We start from the raw sequence: 18,146 nt of genomic DNA, 5'->3' as shown, positions 1-18,146 counted from the left end.
ATAACAATGAAAAACGTGCTGATAAGCGCCACCCTCTCCGCCACCCTGGGCCTTAGCGCCTTCTCTTCGCTAGCGCAGGATGTCGACCTGCGTATGTCCTGGTGGGGGGGCAACGGCCGCCATCAGGTCACCCTCAAGGCGCTGGAGGAATTCCACAAACAACATCCCGACATCAACGTCAAAGCAGAATACACCGGCTGGGACGGCCATCTTTCACGCCTGACCACCCAGATTGCCGGCGGTACCGAGCCTGACGTGATGCAGACCAACTGGAACTGGCTGCCGATCTTTTCGAAAAATGGCGATGGTTTTTACGATCTGAATACCCTGAAAGACGAGATCGACCTCAGCCAGTTCGACGCCAAAGAACTGCAGTCCACCACGGTCAACGGCAAGCTTAACGGTATTCCAATTTCCGTCACCGCCCGCGTCTTCTACTTTAACGACGAAGCATGGAAAAAGGCGGGCATCCCCTTCCCGAAAACCTGGGATGAACTCATGGCGGCGGGAAAAACTTTCGAAAGCAAGCTCGGGAAACAGTACTACCCGGTGGTGCTCGAACACCAGGACGTGCTGGCCCTGCTCAACTCTTATATGGTGCAAAAATACAATCAGCCGGCCATCGATGAGAAAGGGCGAAAATTCTCCTACAGCAAAGCGCAGTGGGCGGATTTCTTCGGTATGTATAAGAAGCTTATCGACAGCCATGTGATGCCGGACACCCGCTACTATGCCTCCTTCGGCAAGAGCAACATGTACGAAATGAAGCCGTGGATCCAGGGCGAATGGGGCGGGACCTACATGTGGAACTCCACCATCAACAAATATTCCGATAACCTGAAGCCGCCGGCGAAGCTGGTGCTGGGGGAATACCCGATGCTGCCGGGCGCCACCGATGCCGGACTGTTCTTCAAGCCCGCGCAAATGTTATCGATTGGCAAATCGACGAAAAACCCGCAGGCGGCGGCGAAAGTGATTAACTTCCTGCTGAACAGCAAAGAAGGGGTGGATATTCTTGGACTGGAGCGCGGCGTGCCGCTGAGTAAAGCGGCGGTCACCTACCTGACCGAGGATGGGGTAATCAAAGCCGACGATCCGGCGGTGTCCGGCCTGAAGCTGGCGCAATCCCTGCCCACCGCTCTGCCGGTCTCCCCTTACTTCGACGATCCGCAGATCGTCGCCCAGTTCGGCACCACCCTGCAGTACATCGACTACGGTAAAAAGTCGGTGGAAGAAGCGGCCGAGGACTTCCAGCGCCAGACCGACCGCATTCTGCGCCGCGCGATGCGCTAACCTGCCCGTCTGAACTCTCCCGCGGCGCACGCCGCGGGAGGGTCTGCCAGACGGCCCTGTCAGAAGAAATATTTAAAGCGCACCCGGGCGCCGTAGCGTTCATCGGGATTCCCGCTCTTCGCTGCCGTGGAATCGAGCCACGAGGCATAGGCGCCAAGGTAAATATTGAAGTTCGGCATCGCCATGATATTCGGCAACTGCCAGGAGGTGTGCAGGGTATGGATGTCATAGCGCCCCGGCGCCAGGATAGCGCAATCGCCATCGCATTCGCTGGTCACCCCGGCCATATTGAACTGGTCGATTTTATTGTGCGCATAGATATAGCCCAGCTCCACGCGATGCCAAAGGGCGTTGATCCCGGCGCTGAAGTCGGTTTCGTCCGCCGCGTCCAGCAGGGCGGTACTCAGATTAACCACCGCCCCATCCTGCGGATCGCTTTTCAGGGTGTTCCAGCTCATGGTCAGCCCGTAGCCGGTGCGGTTTGACTGGTCGACCCAGCGTCCGCTCTGGCTCTGATAGCCGTAAGCATTGTTGACGAGATTGCTCTCTATCGCCGCGGCCGCCGACCAGGCGCCGGACTGCCACGCCGCCACCGGCCGCACGTACACCACATTTTTGCGGTTTTCCAGCGCGTTACCATGATAGTTCTGATCGACAAACAGCGAACTGCCGTCCTCCACCAGGGTGTTAACTTCGAAATACCAGTTATCCACCGTTTTGCTAAACAGAAGGTTACCGCCGCTGCTGCTGCGCCCGCGCCCCTCTTTCATCATGTAAATATAGCCATAGCCATCGGAATAGAGATCGTTGGCGGTATTACCTGAATATTCAATAAAGGTATCCTGATTCAGCGGGAACATATCCCAGGCTTCAAAGCGGCCTATTTTTATTTTCCAGTCATCCTGCTGGCCGAAGAAAAATACCGCATCATCAAGATTCATTTTGCCATCCATATCCGCCAGAGGCTGCACGCTGAATCCGGCATATTGCCCGTCGGCGCCATTCCGTCTGCCATCGAAACCCAGCAGAATACGACCGTTAATATCCCAGCGCTCTTTATCGCCGGGCGCCCAGCTTTTATTCGCGCTGGTTTTGACCGACGTCAGGCTGCCGGTGCGACTGGCACCATCGAGGTTAAATTCGACGTCGCCATAAAATTTTAATTCGCCATTGTCATTTAGCTGCAAACGCGGCGAAGCAGGCGCCGCGCGGGCGACCGTCGCGGCCTGCTGCTGGCCTTTCAGCGTCTTAATTTCCGCCTCTGCGCTGGCGGCGCGCGCCTCCGTCGCCTTTAGCCGCTGCTCCATTTGCGCCAGTCGCTCCTCCAGCGATAACGGCGCCTGCGCCATAACGGATGGCAGATACAGAGACGTCAGAAAACACCCGACCCAGATTTTATTCATCGGTAAACCCTTTTATTATGGAATGAACTGAATTTTTTATTAATGGGTAACGCACGACGATGCAGGCAATAATAACCCGCCCATCGTCAAAGACGGGTTATTAACGACAACAGCCTTATTATTATTCGAGCTGCCAGGCGCAGGCTTCGTTTAATGCCGCCGAGCCGCTCCAGGCAAATAACGCTAATTCACGGCGGGGAGCCTGCGGATAGATACGGCTGCTCAGGCAGGCTTCGCCGTCATTGACAAAAACCTCCACCGAAGAGCTATCGAAAAATATTCGCAGGTTGAGATCCGCCCCGGCGGTCAACGGCACGCTGCGCGTCCCGCACAGGCCATACTGCGGATAATGCCGCTCCAGCACCAGACGCTGCTGTTGGGCATCCACGTAGATGCGCAGGCCATCGCCAAAGCGCAGACCATACTGCTCGGCGCTGCTGCGGGCGCAGTCCCAGCGCAGATTCACCTCCATCGCCTCGCAGTTGTCGACCATCGTCGTCTGCTGGTTGTTCAGGGTGCTGACCGGCCACGGGAACCAGGCGCCGCGCAGGCTCTCCACTTCTTTCGCCGGGCGCATCTGCAGGCGGTCATCCGCGCTCAGGCTCAGCTCGCGCGGCAGGGAGAGCATGCCCGCCCAGCCGTCCTGCTGCTCCGGCAGCGGCGATTCCCACATATCCAGCCAGCCAATCACGATCCGCCGGCCATCGGGGGTGGCGAAGCTTTGCGGGGCATAGAAATCGTGGCCGTTATCCATCTCCCGGAATTCGCCATGGCGAATAAAACGCTGGCCTGGCTGCCACTCGCCGATCAGATAGCCGCTCTGGAACAGATTGCGGTTGCTGAACCCCGCGGCCTGCATCCCCTGTGGGGAAAACATCAGAACGCGTTTGCCGTTGAGGGTGAAGAAGTCCGGGCACTCCCACATATAGCCCATGGTGCTTTCCGCTTCATCCAGCACCCCCGCGTCCTGCCACTGGCGCAGATCGGCTGAACGGTACAGCCGCACCTGGCCGGTATCGCCTTCGCGCGCGCCGACGATCATGTACCAGCTATCTCCCTCACGCCAGACCTTCGGGTCACGGAAGTGGTGCATACCCGGCGGGGTGTCGACCACCATCCCCTGGCGCTCAAAGTGGATCCCGTCGCGGCTGGTGGCCAGACACTGCACCTGATACAGATTGGCTTCGTCGCCAGGATCGCCGTGGAACTTATGCCCGGTGTAAATCAGCGCCAGGGTATCGCCATCGACCACCGCCGAGCCGGAAAAGCAGCCGTCTTTATCCTCCGGGCCCTCCGGCGCCAGGGCTACCGGCAAATGCTCCCAGTGCACCAGATCCTTACTGCGCGCGTGCCCCCAGTGCATCGGTCCCCACTGGGTGGAGTACGGGTGATGTTGATAAAAGGCATGGTACCAGCCGTCAAACCACACCAGACCGTTTGGGTCGTTGATCCACCCGGCGCGGGCCGCCAGGTGATAGTGCGGATACCAGCGCAGATTGAGCGCCTGGCGTTGTGTCTGGAGTACCTGTTCAGCCCGGGAGATTGTGTAAGTCATCATTTTCACTCTTTTTGATTCAGATAGCGGTAGGTTGCGACACCAGCGGATCGGCGGAGGATTTGCCGGAGCGCAACAAGAAGATGGAAATAAAGGTGGTGCAGAACACCAGCAGGCCCATGATCAGGTAGGACTGGGCGAAGCCATATTTTTCATAGCTGTAGCCCGCCAGCGGCGACAATACGCTGGCGATAATCGAGCTGGTGCAGGCGAAGCCCACCAGATAGAGGGTGGAGGAGAGACGTTTATCGAAGTTGAGGCTGTTGTACTTAAAGATAGCCACCAGCAGTATCGGCAACTCCACCGCGTGCAGCAGTTTGGTGATGGAGATCAGCAGCGGCCCCTCCACCAGACCGGAGGCCACCATGCGCATCGCCATCACCATGCCGGCGAAAATCAGACCGTTTTTGGCGCCGATGCGGTTCACCAGCCACGGCGCGCAGAACATGCCGGCCGCCTCGAGGAACACCTGGAAGGAGTTGAGGTAGCCATACATCTCATTGCCTTCCTGCAGGGTCGCGAACTGCGATGAGAAATAGACCGGGAACTGCTGGTCATAGACGCCGTAAATGCAGGTGCCGATGACGAAGAAGACCAGCGCCCAAAAGCGCGGCAGCGTCAGCAGGCGCAGCGCATCTTCGAGGGTCACCTTACCGCCCGATACCGCCTCCTGCATCGCATGCGGCGCCGAGGAGACCCGCAGCCGCGCCAACAGGATAAAGAACACCAGCCCGGAACAGCTGGCGACGAGGAAGTTTAGCTGCGGATTGATGTTAAACAGCAGGCCGGCGAAGAAGGTGGCCACCGCCCAGCCGAGCGAGCCCCACATCCGCGCCCTGCCGAATTCAAACTGGCTCTGACGCGCCACCCTCTCGGTGTAAGATTCCAGCACGCCGATGCCGCCGTTAAAGGTCAAACCGATATAGATCCCGCCAAAGATGCTGCCCAACAGGACGTTGATTTTCAGCAGGTGGCCGAACAGCAGATACGCCGGACCAGAGAGGATCAGCAGCGCGGTGATATACCAGAGCAGATGTTTGCGCAGCCCCAGCTTGTCCTGGATAAATCCATAGCAAACTTGCGCAAACAGCGCGGAAACCGACAGTACGGCATAGATAATACCGGTATCGCCTGCCTTCAGCCCAACCTCCTGGTGAAGCCAGATAGAGAGCAAGGAGCCGGATGACGACCAGGTCACGAAAAAGAAAAACAGTAAGGCACTGAGCAACGGGTAGCTGTGTGAGTGAGGCGCTTTCATCATGACATTCTCGTGTTAGAGGAATGCAATTATGGTAACGTTAACAAAAAACAAAACGCAGGTGGATTCGCTGCGATATATGATGTTAATCACAAAAGTTAACGTTAACATAATGAAGATGCGATCGCGATCAAAAATCAACCGCAACATAGCTCACGACGGCGATAGCAGAAAATCGTTTCACTCTTTTACATCAGCGACTTAGTTGTATAGCCTGTACTCTGCGGCAATGGCGGAGGAAAAAATGGCGTCCCTGAAAGATGTAGCAAAACTGGCGAATGTATCTCTGATGACCGTCTCACGGGCGCTGAACACCCCGGAGCGGCTGAAGCCTGAGACACTGGCCCGCGTGCAGGCCGCCATCGCCGAAACCAACTACGTCCCCGACCTGTCGGCGAAGAAGATCCGCGGGGCGCGCGCAACCCCCAGCACCATCGGCGTGCTGGCGCTGGATACCGTGACCACGCCCTTTTCGGTGGAGATCACCTTATCGATCGAAGAGACGGCCCGCGCCCACGGCTGGAATAGCTTTGTGGTCAATATGTTTTCTGACGATCGTCCGGAAGCGGTGGTCGACCTGCTCCTCTCCCACCGTCCGGACGGCATTATCTTTACCACCATGGGCCTGCGCCAGGTACCGCTGCCGGAAAAACTGCTGACTCTGCCCTGCGTGCTGGCCAACTGCGAAAGCCTCAGCCAGCCGGTGGCCAGCTATATCCCGGACGATGAACAGGGGCAGTACGACGCGGTGAAAGCCCTGCTTGCCGCTGGCTATCGTCGTCCGCTGTGCCTGCACTTACCCGCCAGCCAGCCGGCGACGATCCGCCGCCGCCGGGGGCTGGAGCGCGCCTGCCGGGAGGCCGGTATCGAACCGGACCATCTGAGCCATTCGTATATGGGCCAGGGCGATGAGCATTACCACGATATCCCGGCGGCGGTGCTGGCGCATATCCGCGAGGGTAAACCTGGCTTTGACTCAGTGATCTGCGGCAACGATCGCATCGCGTTTATGGTCTACCAGACGCTGCTGGGCCAGGGGTTACGCATTCCACAGGACGTGGCGGTAGTGGGATACGACAACATGGTGGGCATTGGCGATCTGTTTCTACCGCCGCTCTCCACAGTGCAACTGCCGCATTATGACATCGGGCGCCTGAGCGCCCTGCATATCATTCACGGCGACAACCATCGGGAGACGCGCAAAGTCGCCAGCCCGTGGTTGCCGCGCGCCTCACATTAACGATTACCGATGTTGCGCAGCTTCTCGCCCGCCATCAGGTTGCGCTCAATGTGCTCGAGGGTGACATTCTTGGTTTCCGGGATCAGCCAGAAGGTGATGCCGATAAAGGCCACGTTGAGCGCCGTGTAGAGCCAGAAGGTGCCGGCGGCGCCAATCGCGTCAAGCAGCGTCAGGAAAGTGGCGCCGATGATCATGTTCGACACCCAGTTGGTGGTGGTCGAGCAGGTGATACCGAAGTCGCGGCATTTTAGCGGCTGGATCTCGGAGCAGAGGATCCACACTACCGGCGCCGCGCTCATCGCATACCCGGCAATACACATCATGGTCATGCCGACGGAGAGCCAGGAGAGGCCGCTGGATGCGGTGCCATTGTCGAACTGCATCAGGCAGTAGCCCAGCACCAGAGTGCCCAGCGCCATCACGCTAAAGCCGATTTTCAGCGCTGGCTTGCGGCCCGCTTTATCCACTGTGAACACCGCAATAAAGGTGGCAAACATAAAGGTCAGGCCCACCACCAGGGTGGCGATCATCTGCTGTTCAGTAGTGGTAAAGCCCGCCATTTTAAAGATACGCGGCGCATAGTACATGATGATGTTCATGCCGGTGAATTGCTGCATCGCCTGCAGCAGCATGCCCAGGAACACCGCCCGGCGCACGTTACGATTGGCCTTAAACAACGCCCAACCGCCCTGCTTCAGCTTGAGGCTCTCACGGATCTCGTTAAGCTCGTCGCGCGCCTTTTCCGAGGTATCGCGCAGCATCCGCAGCACTTCTTCCGCTTCGATATGGCGTCCCTTCTCCGCCAGCCAGCGCGGGCTGTTCGGCAAAAAGACGACCAGAATGATCAGGATCACCGCCGGCAGCGCCAGCACGCCCAGCATGGCGCGCCAGTTACCGCTGTAGCTAAAGGCGGTATCGGAAAGAAACGCCAGCACAATGCCAAGGGTGACCATCAGCTGATACATACTGATCATTTTCCCGCGCACGTTCTCGCTGGCCATCTCGGAGAGGTACAGCGGCGCGGTATAAGAGGCAATCCCGACTGCCACGCCCAACACCACGCGGGCCACCAGCAGTACCTCCACGCTGGCGGCAAAAGCGGATCCGATAGAGCCGGCCACAAAGAGTACGGCCCCCGCCATCAGGCTGTATTTACGACCAAGGCGGAACGACAGCCAGCCGTTAAACAGCGCGCCTATCGCCGCCCCCAACATCATGCTGCTAACCACCCACTCCTGAAGCTGGCTGGATAAGGTGAAATGGTCGGTTATAAAGGGCAACGCTCCGGATATCACGCCGATATCCAGGCCAAAAAGCAAGCCCGCCACCGCCGCGGCGATGGAAACAAACCAGTTCATCCGCCGGGTATCACGTTGCGTCCGCGGCGATAATGTAGAGTCGTTACTGATTGAAGTCATTTTTTTCCTGCCACACAGAGTAAGACATAAGACGAAAGTACGTGACTGGTGGATGAATGGGTCAGGCAGGATAAGCCAAAGATATGGACTATATTGCTGGCAGGATGGGTTTTGTGATGGACATTAAACTTTCAAAGTAACAAAAAATGCGTTTCCAATAGTTAATAACCCTGTTTATACAGAGCGGTAACATTATACCCGTGTTCCGGAGTATGGACGATCCGCACTTTGCCGTATGGACAATAATTGCTCAGATAGCCGGAGCGATACCACAGACTCCGGCCATCGCGGACGGTTAGCGCGCCAGCCAGCCGCCGTCCACCGCCACCGTGTAGCCATTGATGTAATCGGAGGCTGAGGAGGCAAGGAACACGACTGGCCCCATCAGATCGGCCGGTAGCCCCCAGCGCCCGGCGGGAATGCGATCGAGGATTTCGCTGCTACGCTGCTCGTCGGCGCGCAGCTGCTGGGTGTTGTTGGTCGCCATATACCCCGGGGCGATGGCGTTGACGTTGATGTTGTGTTTGGCCCACTCGTTGGCCAGCAGGCGGGTGACGCCCATCACCGCGCTTTTGGATGCGGTATACGACGGCACGCGGATCCCCCCCTGGAACGACAGCATGGAGGCGATGTTAATGATCTTCCCGCCGCTGCCCTGGGCGATAAAGTGTTTCGCCGCCGCCTGGGACATAAAAAATACGCTCTTGATGTTGAGGTTCATCACGTCGTCCCAGTCTTTTTCGCTGAACGCCAGCGCGTCCTCGCGGCGAATCAGGCCGGCATTGTTGACCAGAATATCAATATGGCCGAACTCCGCCACCGCCCGCTCCAGAAGCTGAGGAATACCGTCGATCTGGCGCAGGTCGGCGGTCAGGCTAAGAAAACGGCGTCCCAGCGCGGTTACTCGCTCGATAGTCTCCACCGGTTCGACGATATTGATACCGACAATATCGCAGCCCGCTTCCGCCAGCCCGAGGGCCATCCCCTGACCTAAACCGGTATCGCATCCGCTCACGACGGCCACTTTTCCCTGCAGGGAGAATGCATCAAGAATCATATTATGTTCCTTAGTCGTTCAGAGCCTGCTGTTTGCAGGCAAGGTTCTCTCGGCCCGGTCCGCGCCGGCGGCGCGACTGAGCGTGGGGCGAACTCTCGGGCATAGCCCACCATAATGAAAATAAAACAGAGTTCCGTTTTGCTGATGGGTGCCATCTTAGCCCCGCCCCCAGCCATTTTCAATATTATTTAAAACGATGTTTCATTTTTTATGATGATGATTACAAAAAAAGAAAAAGCAAAGGAGCCTCCCGGCACGCGCCAGGCCGGAAAAGGTTTTGAAAAGATGAAGATTCAACCGATTGTCTGCAGAGGTGCCGAAGCGAAGCCAGCAGCCCGCTGAAAACGCGGGAATTACGCTGAACTGCGTGAGCCATCACAAATAATGAAACAATGTTTTGATAAATTAATACCCGTCTTTTAAAACATATCACTCAGCGACACGCCTCTGGTCCAGCGGCATCGCAGGAAAGAAAGGAGCACTACATGGCTAAAGGCATGCGGGTCAAACTGAATTATCACGTCAGCCACGATCCGGATACCGGGGCGGAAGTCACCCGCTTAACCCCCCCGGAGGTCACCTGTCATCGCAACTACTTCTATCAGAAGTGCTTTTTTAACGATGGCAGCCATTTACTGTTCGCCGGCGAGTTTGACGGCCACTGGAACTACTATCTGCTGAATATCGCCAGCGCCGAGGCCGTCCAGCTAACCGAAGGCGCCGGGGATAACACCTTCGGCGGCTTCCTCTCCCCGGACGATAAGTCGCTTTATTACGTGAAAAATGACCGTATCCTGCTGGAAGTCAACCTGACCACCCTCGCCGAGCGCGAAGTTTATCGCGTTAGCGATGACTGGGTAGGGTATGGCACCTGGGTGGCAAACAGCGATTGCAGCAAACTGGTGGGCATTGAGATTGCCAAAAGCGACTGGACGCCACTCAACGACTGGCAGATTTTCCATGATTTCTTCCATAAAGGACCGCACTGCCGCCTGCTGCGCGTCGACCTGCGCAGCGGTGAGAGCCAGGTGATCCATGAGGAAAAAATCTGGCTGGGACACCCGATCTATCGTCCCTTCGACGACCATACCGTCGCCTTCTGCCATGAAGGGCCGCACGATCTGGTGGACGCCCGCATGTGGCTGGTCAACGAGGATGGCAGCCATGTTCGCAAAGTCAAAGCGCATGCTCCAGGCGAAAGCTGTACTCATGAATTTTGGGTGCCGGACGGTTCGGCGCTGATCTACGTCTCCTATCTGAAAGGCCAGCAGGGGCGGACGATCTATCGCTTTGATCCCGAAAGCGGCGTCAACGAGGCCCTGATGACGATGCCGGCCTGCTCGCATCTGATGAGCAATTTCGATGGCACGCTGCTGGTAGGCGATGGCTCAGGTACACCGGTGGATGTCAAGGATACCGGCGGCTACTCCATTGATAACGATCCCTGGCTGTATGTCTTTAACGTGGCGGAAAAGCGCTACTTCCGCGTCGCGCGCCATGATACCTCGTGGGCGACGGTGGCCAACAGCCGCCAGGTAACGCACCCGCACCCCTCATTTACCCCGGACGATAGCGCCATTCTGTTCAGCTCCGATAAAGACGGTAAACCGGCCATCTATATCGCGAAATTACCCGCGCACCCGTCAATGCTGAGCGCCTGATCCACGCCACACTTTTTTCTGTAACTGGCCTTGCCCTCCTTCATGGAGGGCTTTTTTTGTCCCTTCTCTTCCCCCATAAAAAAACCCCGGCTGACGGCGCCGGGGAAAACAAACGATGAGGGATGAATGGTCGGTCAGAACGAGTAAGCCACCCCAACGCGGAAGCGGGTCTGGCGATCGCTGCGGTCATTGACCCCGACGTTGCCAATTTCGCCATACGGCGACCAGTTATTATCCAGCTTATAGGCCACCTTCACGTTAAATTCCTGCGAGTAGGGTTTATTGTCGTTGCGGCTGACCCCTTCCGAGCTGCGGGCATAGACATAGTTCAGCTCTGTACGCCAGTCGCCGAGGACAAATCCGGCCCACGCGTCGCCGCGGTTAACTTTGTCATCATCTTTGCCGGCGTTGTTCGGATAGCGGGTGTATTCATAGCGATAGCGAGCGGCGACATAGAAGCCGTTGTCGAAACTGTACTGCGCGTGCAGGTGCGGCTTGTAGATGGAGCGGCTGTCGTTGCTCTCAATGGTAAACCCGGGGGTGAGGAACAAGTTCGACGTCGCTTTCCAGCGCCAGCTGATGGTGTCTTCATGACCATTGCCCACCACGTCCGAATAGGGTTGCGAACCGTTGTCGCCGCCTGAGCGCCATTTGGCCTCGACGGTAAAGCCTAAGCCGTTGGCAAAGCGGTGAGAAACGGAGACGCGGTCAGCATTACTTTTATCACTCTTTCCGCCATCAATAAATTCATGACGTAAATCTATCGTTACCGCGGTTGCTGCAAAAGACATACCGCAGAGGGCGGCGAGAACCAGAGAGCGTTTTAACATAGGGTACCCTTACAATAAATAAAATGACATTTCGTTTTTATGAAACATCATTTTATTTTTTAGGCACCATAGTTTTAGTGACCAGGATCGTAGTTATTTGTTTCAAAAAAGGTGGCACAACAAGACGTGACGAAGCTCAATAATTTCGCCGGGGAGAGTGAAAGAGGGAGGGAAAAATAAGGGTTCGGCAAAGCACGGCGCATAAAAAAGGCCTCCCGCAGGAGGCCATGGAAATCGAGGTATAGCGCTATGCGCGTTCTACCGCCAGCGCCACGCCCTGACCGCCGCCAATGCACAGCGTCGCCAGACCTTTGCGGGCATCGCGCTTGATCATTTCATGCACCAGCGACACCAGAATCCGGCAGCCGGAGGCGCCGATGGGGTGGCCGAGGGCGATCGCGCCGCCGTTGACGTTGACCCGGCGCTCATCCCACTCCAGTACCCGGCCAACCGAGATCGCCTGAGCGGCAAAGGCCTCATTGGCTTCGATCAGATCGACGTCGTCCAGCCGCCAGCCGGCCCGCTCCAGACAGCGACGGGTGGCATGCACCGGGGCAATGCCCATCAGCGCCGGATCGACGCCGACGCTGGCGAAGGCGCGGATCCGCGCAAGGATCGGCAGCCCCAGCTCCAGCGCTTTAGCCTCGCTCATCATCATTACCGCCGCCGCGCCGTCATTGATGCTTGAGGCGTTGCCGGCGGTTACCGATCCAAGGCGATCGAAGGTGGGCTGCAGGCTGGCCAGCCCTTCCGCGCTGGCATCCACCCGCGGTTGTTCATCGGTATCCACGGTGCGCGCCGCGCCGTTATGCTCGGTGACAACCGGGACGATCTCATCGCGAAAGCGACCGGAATCAATCGCCTTGCGCACCTTATGCTGTGAGCTGAGCGCCCAGGCGTCCTGCAGCTCGCGACTGATGCCAAATTCCCGGGCCAGGTTTTCCGCCGTGACGCCCATATGATAATCGTTGAAAGCATCCCACAGCCCATCATGCACCAGACTGTCAATCAGCTGGCTGTTGCCCAGCTGGGCGCCGGTACGGCTGTCGGTAAGCACATGCGGAGCTCGGCTCATATTCTCCTGGCCGCCAGCGATCACCACGTCCGCTTCCCCGCACTGGATCGCCTGGGTAGCGAGGTGCAGAGCCTTCAGGCCGGAACCGCAGACATCGTTAATGGTGATAGCCGATACGGTGTTAGGCAGCCCACCGCGAATAGCGGACTGACGCGCCGGATTTTGTCCGGTCCCCGCGGTCAGCACCTGGCCGAGGATCACCTCATCCACGCTGTGCGGATCGATTCCCGTCTTCTCCACCAGCGCCTTCACCACCACGCTCCCCAGCTCGACGGCTGAATGGCGCGATAATGCGCCCTGAAAGCAGCCAATCGGCGTTCGCAGCGCGCCGACGATCACGACATCCTTCATCCTCTACCCCTGCCCATGCATTTGCGCAAAGAAACAGCGATATACTAGATAATTGTTATCAAAAAACTTTGTAATTGTTTAAAAAAAGTGAAGCCAATCACAAAGAAATAGCTATTCGTTAACGTTCACGCCGCTGCAGATGCTGACGCAGCCAGCTGCCGGCCGCTCCCGGCGGCGCTTTCTTATTCCACAGCAGATCGACTGAAATCGCCCGCGGCCAGCCGGGGATATCGAGCGCCACCAGCCCGCCCTGCGGCGCAAACTCCGCCACCAGCGCGCTGGGCAGAATGCACCAGCCGAACCCCTGCGCCGCCATGCTGAGCAGCAGCAGGTAGTTTGGCGCCGACCAGACCTGGCCTGCGGCAGGTTCGGTGGCGCTGGCCAGAAAGGTGCTCAAACGCAGCTCGCGCCAGCTGCGCAGCTCATCCCAGGCGACCTTACCCTGCGCCGCCAGCGGATGGCCAGGGGCTACATAAATGCCCATCGCCGTCTGCAGCGGCAGGCGGGTGCTGCCGATATCGGTGGGGTAGCGCTCCCTCGCCTCAATCAGCCCCACCTGGGCGCGGGATTTTTGCAGGAGATCGATCACATCCTCGTCTTCGCCAATCAAACACTCAAACTCGGTATGAGGAAAGCGGCGGTCAAACTGCACCAGCAGATCTTCCAGCACGTCCGGGTGCAGAGTATCGGAGAGCACGAAGGTCAGCCGCGGCTCCGTCTCGCCGGACAGCGACACAGCCAGTTCGTCCAGCCGCTCGCTGGCGGCAAGAATCGCTTTGACATAGCTCAGCACCTGCTCCCCCTGCGGGGTCAGCGTCGGTTGCCGCGTTGCCCTGTCAAAGAGGGTTACGCCGAGATCGGCCTCCAGATTGGCGATGGCGGTACTGATCGTCGACTGACTTTTCCGCAGGCGGCGGGCGGCGGCGGAGAACGATCCGCTGTCGACCGCCTCGACAAAGGCGGTTAAGGCTTCCGGTGAATAACGCATGATGTATCTACAATATCGATGGGTCCTATCTTTTGTTTATCATATTTTTCCATAAACTGCCGGGTAATTTCCTGTTCAGGCTAAAACTGGAGGTAGCTCGCCATGCAACAGACCCCACATCAGCGCAAGACGCTCACCGAACGCGTTATCCACGCCATCACCTTCGAAGGACTGGCGACGCTGATCCTCGCCCCTACCGCCGCCTGGCTGATGCAGCGCTCGGTAGTGGAGATGGGCGGACTGAGCATTCTGCTCGCCACCCTGGCGATGGTATGGAACATTATCTATAACGCGGCGTTCGATCGCCTGTGGCCGGTCTCCCGCTTCCCCCGCCAGCTGAAAGTACGCGCCCTGCACGCGCTCGGTTTCGAAACCGGATTCGTCATCATTGGCGTCACCATGGTGGCGATCGTGCTGGGCGTCTCGCTGCTGCAGGCGTTTATGCTGGAGATCGGTTTTATGCTTTTCTTCCTGCCCTACACCATGGCCTTTAACTGGGTATGGGACACCCTGCGCGAGCGCGTTATTCGTCACCGCCGCCCGCGCCAGACGGCGCGCGGTTAATCCCGGCGCGGATCTTCGACGATCCGCCGCGACTTTATCACCAAAAACTATCGCAACAGACGAACCATAAATATGGTAAATTGCACTCCTTTTTTTTGGTTTGACGGTTGATAAAGTCGCATAATGTCTAAAATTTGGTCTAAAGAAGAAACTCTATGGAGTTTTGCCTTATATGGCACTGCAGTAGGCGCTGGGACGCTATTTCTACCGATCCAGCTGGGTTCGGCTGGCGCCATTGTGCTGTTCATCACCGCGCTGGTCGCCTGGCCGCTCACTTACTGGCCCCACAAAGCGCTGAGCCAGTTTATTCTCTCGGCCAATATCGCGCCGGGAACCGGGATCACCGGCGCAGTTAATCACTACTATGGTAAGAAAATTGGCAACCTGATCACCGGCCTCTATTTCCTTGCCTTCTTTGTGGTGGTGCTCATCTACGCCGTGGCCATCACCAACTCGCTGGCCGAACAGGTGGCGCATCGCACGCCGATGACCCCAGGGCTGCGTGCGCTGCTGAGTCTGGGGGTCGTGCTGGTCCTCAACCTGATCTTTCTCATGGGACGGCAGGTCACCATCAAGGTGATGGGCTTTCTGGTCTTCCCGCTTATCGCCTGTTTCCTGTTTCTCTCCCTCTATTTAATCCGCGACTGGCATCCGGAGCATCTCACCAGCCAGATGCAGTTCAGCCCGCAGACGCTCCACCAGGTCTGGATCTCTATTCCCGTGATGGTTTTCGCTTTTAGCCATACGCCGATCATCTCGACTTTTGCTATCGATCAGCAGGAGAAACACGGCGACCTGGCCATGGGTAAATGCAAAAAAATCATGAAGGTGGCCTACACCATCATCTGCGCCAGCGTGCTGTTTTTTGTCTTCAGTTGTCTGCTGGCGATCCCGGCAACCTATATAGAGACCGCCCGCGATCAGGGGGTGACTATCCTCTCCGCCCTGTCGATGGTGCCAGGCGCGCCGGGATGGCTGGCGGTGACCGGCATCATCGTCGCCGTCGTCGCTATGTCGAAATCGTTTCTCGGAACCTACTTCGGAGTGATTGAAGGCGCCAGCGAAATCGTCAAAAGCTCGCTGGGCCTGCTGGGCGTGCGTAAGAGCCGCGCTTTCAACCGCGCGATGTCGATCCTGCTGGTCTCCGCCTTCACTTTTGCGGTGTGCTTTATCAACCCGAATGCGATCTCAATGATCTACGCTATCAGCGGACCGCTAATCGCCATGATCCTGTTTATTATGCCCACGCTGTCGACATGGCTCATTCCGGCGCTGAAGCCGTACCGCTCGGTGGGTAACGCCATTACGCTGGTGGTTGGTCTGCTCTGCGTGTCGGTGATGTTCTTCGGCTAATCCCCTCTGGCGACAGCGGCTGCCTGAGCTGCTGTCGCACATTCTGACAATATTCTCCCCCTTGCCTTCCTTGTGAGCGGATTACACTTACGGCTTAGCCACCGTGAGGAGAGTTCTTATGTCCAGTGTCACCTTATCCGGTCGCGGCACGCTCGGCGATCGCCAGGTCTATCGCTTAGGTTACGGCGCGATGCAGCTGGCCGGCCCCGGTGTTTTCGGCCCGCCCAAAGATCCTGAAGAAGCGGTGCGCGTCCTGCAGGCCGCCGTCGAGGCCGGGATAAACCATATCGATACCTCTGATTTCTACGGTCCACATGTCACCAATCAGTTGATCCGCAAAGCGCTCCACCCCTACCCTGACGATCTGTGCATTGTCACCAAGGTCAGCGCCCGCCGTGACGAGAAAGGCAACTGGCTACCGGCCATGTCGCCCGCCGAACTGACCCAGGCCGTTGAAGACAATTTGCGTCACCTGGGGCTCGAGGTACTGGAAGTGGTTAATCTGCGCAGTATGCTGAGCCCGCACGGCCCGGTGGAGGGTTCGCTGGAGGCGCCACTCGCCACCCTGCTGGAACTGAAAGAGCGAGGATTAATCCGCCATATCGGCCTCAGCAACGTGACGGCAAAGCAGGTCGCGGATGCGCAGAAAATGACGCCCATCGTCTGCGTGCAAAACCTTTATAACGTTGCCCATCGCGCCGACGACGCGCTGGTGGATGCGCTGGCCGCCCAGCACATCGCCTGGGTGCCCTTTTTCCCGCTGGGCGGTTTTACGCCGTTGCAGGCGCAGGAGTTGAACGAGGTCGCGGCTTCGCTTGAGGCGACGCCGATGCAGGTCGCCCTCGCCTGGCTGCTCCAGCGAGCGCCAAATATTCTGCTGATCCCCGGCACCTCCTCCCGCACGCACCTCGCGGAAAATATTGCCGCTGCTGAGCTGGTCCTGCCCGCGGAAGCGCTGCGCACCCTCGATAATATCGCCACCGCCGCGCGCCGCTGACCTGCGAGACAAAATGGAGGGAACCCTATCCCTCCTCAATATTTGCCTGGAAAAACCTCACCGCTACTGGCACTATAGATCCTACAAATGGGGCGTGATCGACGATCGTTCTCTCATTATCCCCGTTAATTAAACTTAAGTTTTTATCCTTCGACCGGTCTCCAGCTTGGAGACCGTTGTCGTTTTTGTCATGACCAAAATTCGAAACTCTTGATTACAGGAAATACAATATCAAATTCCAAGTTTATACATATCAATCTGGCTGCAAAGATAGTCAATAACATCAAACGCTCATAAAAACATCTGATTAACCCAATCAGAATGTTGCTATTGCTATAAGAAAAATCAAACGCCTCACGACAACTATTTACAAGGGATGCATATGACAGAGGGAACGATAAAGACCAGTAAGTATGAAATTATTGCTATTTTCAGAGAGGAGTTGCGCAAACGTACTGAAATTGAAATATTTTTTAACAACACCAGTATCATAACCCAACTGACGCGCGTGGACTTTGCCGAGTTTCATATTCAGACCCATCGCAAAATCCCGTCCGGGCATAAAATTCGCTTTCTCCTGCATAGCGATTCAGGGAAAATAGAGTTTAATGCGGCCCTGACAAAACATGACAATAGCGGTGTCGATAAAGGTATCCGCTACGCTTTTTCATTGCCTGAATGCCTGCAGGTAGTGCAGCGTCGCCGCGATCCCCGCTTTCGTTTACGCCATGAGCATGACTTTTATTGCCGCGGCCGCCATAAAAACGGCGAAAACTATCTTTTCGATATCAAAGACATTTCAGATGGCGGTTGCGCATTGATGACCAAAACGCCGAATCTTAAATTTCTCAGCCACAACGCCTTACTGAAAAACGCCGTACTTATGCTTGCAGAATATGGCGAGATCACCATCGACCTGGTGGTCAAAAATGTCATTGTTATCACCCTGGATAACGCTAATGAAGAGAGTGAGAGCTACTATCAGATATCCTGCCAGTTTAAGTTCCGCCATCTCGATGACCAGCGCAGAATAGAGAAGATACTGCTGGACCTGATCTTAGAAGCCAAGCGCAAAAAGAGAATCTGACAACCTTGGACAGTAT

17 protein-coding genes are annotated in these 18,146 nt (G+C 57.0%); 8 read left to right on the top strand and 9 right to left on the bottom strand.

Features of this window, described 5'->3' with window-relative positions:
* The first annotated feature begins 6 nt into the window (after nucleotides 1–6).
* The gene (locus KHQ23_RS11735; protein ID WP_020802368.1) at nucleotides 7–1,293 is read left to right on the top strand and encodes an ABC transporter substrate-binding protein; all 1,287 of its coding nucleotides are present in this window, start codon (nucleotides 7–9) and stop codon (nucleotides 1,291–1,293) included.
* Between the two features lie 59 nt (nucleotides 1,294–1,352).
* On the opposite strand, the gene KHQ23_RS11730 is transcribed toward KHQ23_RS11735, so the two are convergent.
* The 4 genes from KHQ23_RS11730 to KHQ23_RS11715 all read right to left on the bottom strand — a co-directional run bounded on the left by KHQ23_RS11730 (nucleotide 1,353) and on the right by KHQ23_RS11715 (nucleotide 5,659).
* Entirely contained in the window at nucleotides 1,353–2,696 is a 1,344-nt protein-coding gene (locus KHQ23_RS11730; RefSeq protein ID WP_004149644.1) for a carbohydrate porin, read from the bottom strand.
* Nucleotides 2,697–2,817: 121 nt separating this feature from the next.
* Complete coding sequence (locus tag KHQ23_RS11725) at nucleotides 2,818–4,251, bottom strand: glycoside hydrolase family 32 protein (RefSeq protein WP_073553322.1); 1,434 nt, start codon at nucleotides 4,249–4,251, stop codon at nucleotides 2,818–2,820.
* Between the two features lie 19 nt (nucleotides 4,252–4,270).
* Entirely contained in the window at nucleotides 4,271–5,512 is a 1,242-nt protein-coding gene (locus tag KHQ23_RS11720) for an MFS transporter (protein WP_002916000.1), read from the bottom strand.
* A gap of 12 nt (nucleotides 5,513–5,524) precedes the next feature.
* The gene (locus KHQ23_RS11715; RefSeq protein WP_004143987.1) at nucleotides 5,525–5,659 is read right to left on the bottom strand and encodes a hypothetical protein; all 135 of its coding nucleotides are present in this window, start codon (nucleotides 5,657–5,659) and stop codon (nucleotides 5,525–5,527) included.
* Nucleotides 5,660–5,753: 94 nt separating this feature from the next.
* On the opposite strand from KHQ23_RS11715, the gene KHQ23_RS11710 reads away from it, so the two are divergent.
* Entirely contained in the window at nucleotides 5,754–6,749 is a 996-nt protein-coding gene (locus KHQ23_RS11710; RefSeq protein WP_032435022.1) for a LacI family DNA-binding transcriptional regulator, read from the top strand.
* On the opposite strand, the gene KHQ23_RS11705 is transcribed toward KHQ23_RS11710, so the two are convergent.
* Both KHQ23_RS11705 and kduD read right to left on the bottom strand, forming a co-directional pair.
* Nucleotides 6,746–8,167, bottom strand: a complete 1,422-nt coding sequence (locus KHQ23_RS11705) for a sugar porter family MFS transporter (RefSeq protein ID WP_032435024.1) — start codon at nucleotides 8,165–8,167, stop codon at nucleotides 6,746–6,748. The genes KHQ23_RS11710 and KHQ23_RS11705 overlap by 4 nt on opposite strands.
* 295 nt (nucleotides 8,168–8,462) lie before the next feature.
* Entirely contained in the window at nucleotides 8,463–9,224 is a 762-nt protein-coding gene (gene kduD, locus KHQ23_RS11700; protein WP_002916003.1) for a 2-dehydro-3-deoxy-D-gluconate 5-dehydrogenase KduD, read from the bottom strand.
* A 210-nt stretch (nucleotides 9,225–9,434) separates the two neighbouring features.
* Here kduD and KHQ23_RS26470 point away from each other — a divergent pair, with 210 nt between their 5' ends.
* Nucleotides 9,435–9,566 carry a hypothetical protein gene (locus tag KHQ23_RS26470; protein ID WP_004154563.1) on the top strand — a complete coding sequence of 44 codons (132 nt, stop codon included), beginning with the start codon at nucleotides 9,435–9,437 and terminating at the stop codon, nucleotides 9,564–9,566.
* Nucleotides 9,567–9,709: 143 nt separating this feature from the next.
* Nucleotides 9,710–10,885 (top strand): oligogalacturonate lyase family protein, encoded by a 1,176-nt coding sequence (locus tag KHQ23_RS11695; protein WP_002916048.1) that lies wholly within the window; start codon nucleotides 9,710–9,712, stop codon nucleotides 10,883–10,885.
* Nucleotides 10,886–11,019: 134 nt separating this feature from the next.
* Here KHQ23_RS11695 and ompK26 read toward each other — a convergent pair whose 3' ends face one another.
* The 3 genes from ompK26 to KHQ23_RS11680 all read right to left on the bottom strand — a co-directional run bounded on the left by ompK26 (nucleotide 11,020) and on the right by KHQ23_RS11680 (nucleotide 14,129).
* Nucleotides 11,020–11,715, bottom strand: coding sequence for a KdgM family porin OmpK26 (gene ompK26 / locus KHQ23_RS11690; RefSeq protein ID WP_032435026.1), 696 nt, complete (start codon nucleotides 11,713–11,715; stop codon nucleotides 11,020–11,022).
* Nucleotides 11,716–11,962: 247 nt separating this feature from the next.
* Nucleotides 11,963–13,141 (bottom strand): acetyl-CoA C-acetyltransferase, encoded by a 1,179-nt coding sequence (locus KHQ23_RS11685; RefSeq protein WP_211776872.1) that lies wholly within the window; start codon nucleotides 13,139–13,141, stop codon nucleotides 11,963–11,965.
* A gap of 118 nt (nucleotides 13,142–13,259) precedes the next feature.
* Complete coding sequence (locus KHQ23_RS11680) at nucleotides 13,260–14,129, bottom strand: LysR family transcriptional regulator (protein WP_004185510.1); 870 nt, start codon at nucleotides 14,127–14,129, stop codon at nucleotides 13,260–13,262.
* A 102-nt stretch (nucleotides 14,130–14,231) separates the two neighbouring features.
* Here KHQ23_RS11680 and KHQ23_RS11675 point away from each other — a divergent pair, with 102 nt between their 5' ends.
* The 4 genes from KHQ23_RS11675 to mrkH all read left to right on the top strand — a co-directional run bounded on the left by KHQ23_RS11675 (nucleotide 14,232) and on the right by mrkH (nucleotide 18,130).
* Nucleotides 14,232–14,693 carry a multidrug/biocide efflux PACE transporter gene (locus KHQ23_RS11675; protein WP_002916056.1) on the top strand — a complete coding sequence of 154 codons (462 nt, stop codon included), beginning with the start codon at nucleotides 14,232–14,234 and terminating at the stop codon, nucleotides 14,691–14,693.
* A gap of 123 nt (nucleotides 14,694–14,816) precedes the next feature.
* On the top strand, nucleotides 14,817–16,046 hold the full coding sequence (locus tag KHQ23_RS11670) for an amino acid permease (RefSeq protein ID WP_002916058.1): 1,230 nt from the start codon (nucleotides 14,817–14,819) through the stop codon (nucleotides 16,044–16,046).
* Nucleotides 16,047–16,164: 118 nt separating this feature from the next.
* Nucleotides 16,165–17,043, top strand: coding sequence for an aldo/keto reductase family oxidoreductase (locus KHQ23_RS11665; protein WP_002916061.1), 879 nt, complete (start codon nucleotides 16,165–16,167; stop codon nucleotides 17,041–17,043).
* 382 nt (nucleotides 17,044–17,425) lie between these two features.
* Nucleotides 17,426–18,130 carry a transcriptional activator MrkH gene (gene mrkH, locus KHQ23_RS11660; RefSeq protein ID WP_004152886.1) on the top strand — a complete coding sequence of 235 codons (705 nt, stop codon included), beginning with the start codon at nucleotides 17,426–17,428 and terminating at the stop codon, nucleotides 18,128–18,130.
* Nucleotides 18,131–18,146 lie beyond the last annotated feature (16 nt).

The organism is Klebsiella sp. 64, assembly GCF_018223915.1.
In the GTDB taxonomy this organism is placed as follows: domain Bacteria; phylum Pseudomonadota; class Gammaproteobacteria; order Enterobacterales; family Enterobacteriaceae; genus Klebsiella; species Klebsiella pneumoniae.
The sequence above is the reverse complement of the archived record's forward strand: the minus strand, read 5'-3'. Positions and strand labels throughout refer to the sequence as shown.

Bases quoted from the DNA above. Each gene is read 5' to 3' on its own strand.
- mrkH (WP_004152886.1), top strand. From the start codon at position 17,426: ATGACAGAGGGAACGATAAAGACCAGTAAGTATGAAATTATTGCTATT.
- ompK26 (WP_032435026.1), bottom strand. From the start codon at position 11,715: ATGTTAAAACGCTCTCTGGTTCTCGCCGCCCTCTGCGGTATGTCTTTT.
- KHQ23_RS26470 (WP_004154563.1), top strand. From the start codon at position 9,435: ATGATGATGATTACAAAAAAAGAAAAAGCAAAGGAGCCTCCCGGCACG.
- KHQ23_RS11725 (WP_073553322.1), bottom strand. From the start codon at position 4,251: ATGACTTACACAATCTCCCGGGCTGAACAGGTACTCCAGACACAACGC.
- KHQ23_RS11735 (WP_020802368.1), top strand. From the start codon at position 7: ATGAAAAACGTGCTGATAAGCGCCACCCTCTCCGCCACCCTGGGCCTT.
- KHQ23_RS11665 (WP_002916061.1), top strand. From the start codon at position 16,165: ATGTCCAGTGTCACCTTATCCGGTCGCGGCACGCTCGGCGATCGCCAG.
- KHQ23_RS11730 (WP_004149644.1), bottom strand. From the start codon at position 2,696: ATGAATAAAATCTGGGTCGGGTGTTTTCTGACGTCTCTGTATCTGCCA.
- KHQ23_RS11680 (WP_004185510.1), bottom strand. From the start codon at position 14,129: ATGCGTTATTCACCGGAAGCCTTAACCGCCTTTGTCGAGGCGGTCGAC.
- KHQ23_RS11670 (WP_002916058.1), top strand. From the start codon at position 14,817: ATGTCTAAAATTTGGTCTAAAGAAGAAACTCTATGGAGTTTTGCCTTA.
- kduD (WP_002916003.1), bottom strand. From the start codon at position 9,224: ATGATTCTTGATGCATTCTCCCTGCAGGGAAAAGTGGCCGTCGTGAGC.
- KHQ23_RS11705 (WP_032435024.1), bottom strand. From the start codon at position 8,167: ATGACTTCAATCAGTAACGACTCTACATTATCGCCGCGGACGCAACGT.
- KHQ23_RS11675 (WP_002916056.1), top strand. From the start codon at position 14,232: ATGCAACAGACCCCACATCAGCGCAAGACGCTCACCGAACGCGTTATC.
- KHQ23_RS11695 (WP_002916048.1), top strand. From the start codon at position 9,710: ATGGCTAAAGGCATGCGGGTCAAACTGAATTATCACGTCAGCCACGAT.
- KHQ23_RS11715 (WP_004143987.1), bottom strand. From the start codon at position 5,659: ATGTTGCGGTTGATTTTTGATCGCGATCGCATCTTCATTATGTTAACG.
- KHQ23_RS11685 (WP_211776872.1), bottom strand. From the start codon at position 13,141: ATGAAGGATGTCGTGATCGTCGGCGCGCTGCGAACGCCGATTGGCTGC.
- KHQ23_RS11720 (WP_002916000.1), bottom strand. From the start codon at position 5,512: ATGATGAAAGCGCCTCACTCACACAGCTACCCGTTGCTCAGTGCCTTA.
- KHQ23_RS11710 (WP_032435022.1), top strand. From the start codon at position 5,754: ATGGCGTCCCTGAAAGATGTAGCAAAACTGGCGAATGTATCTCTGATG.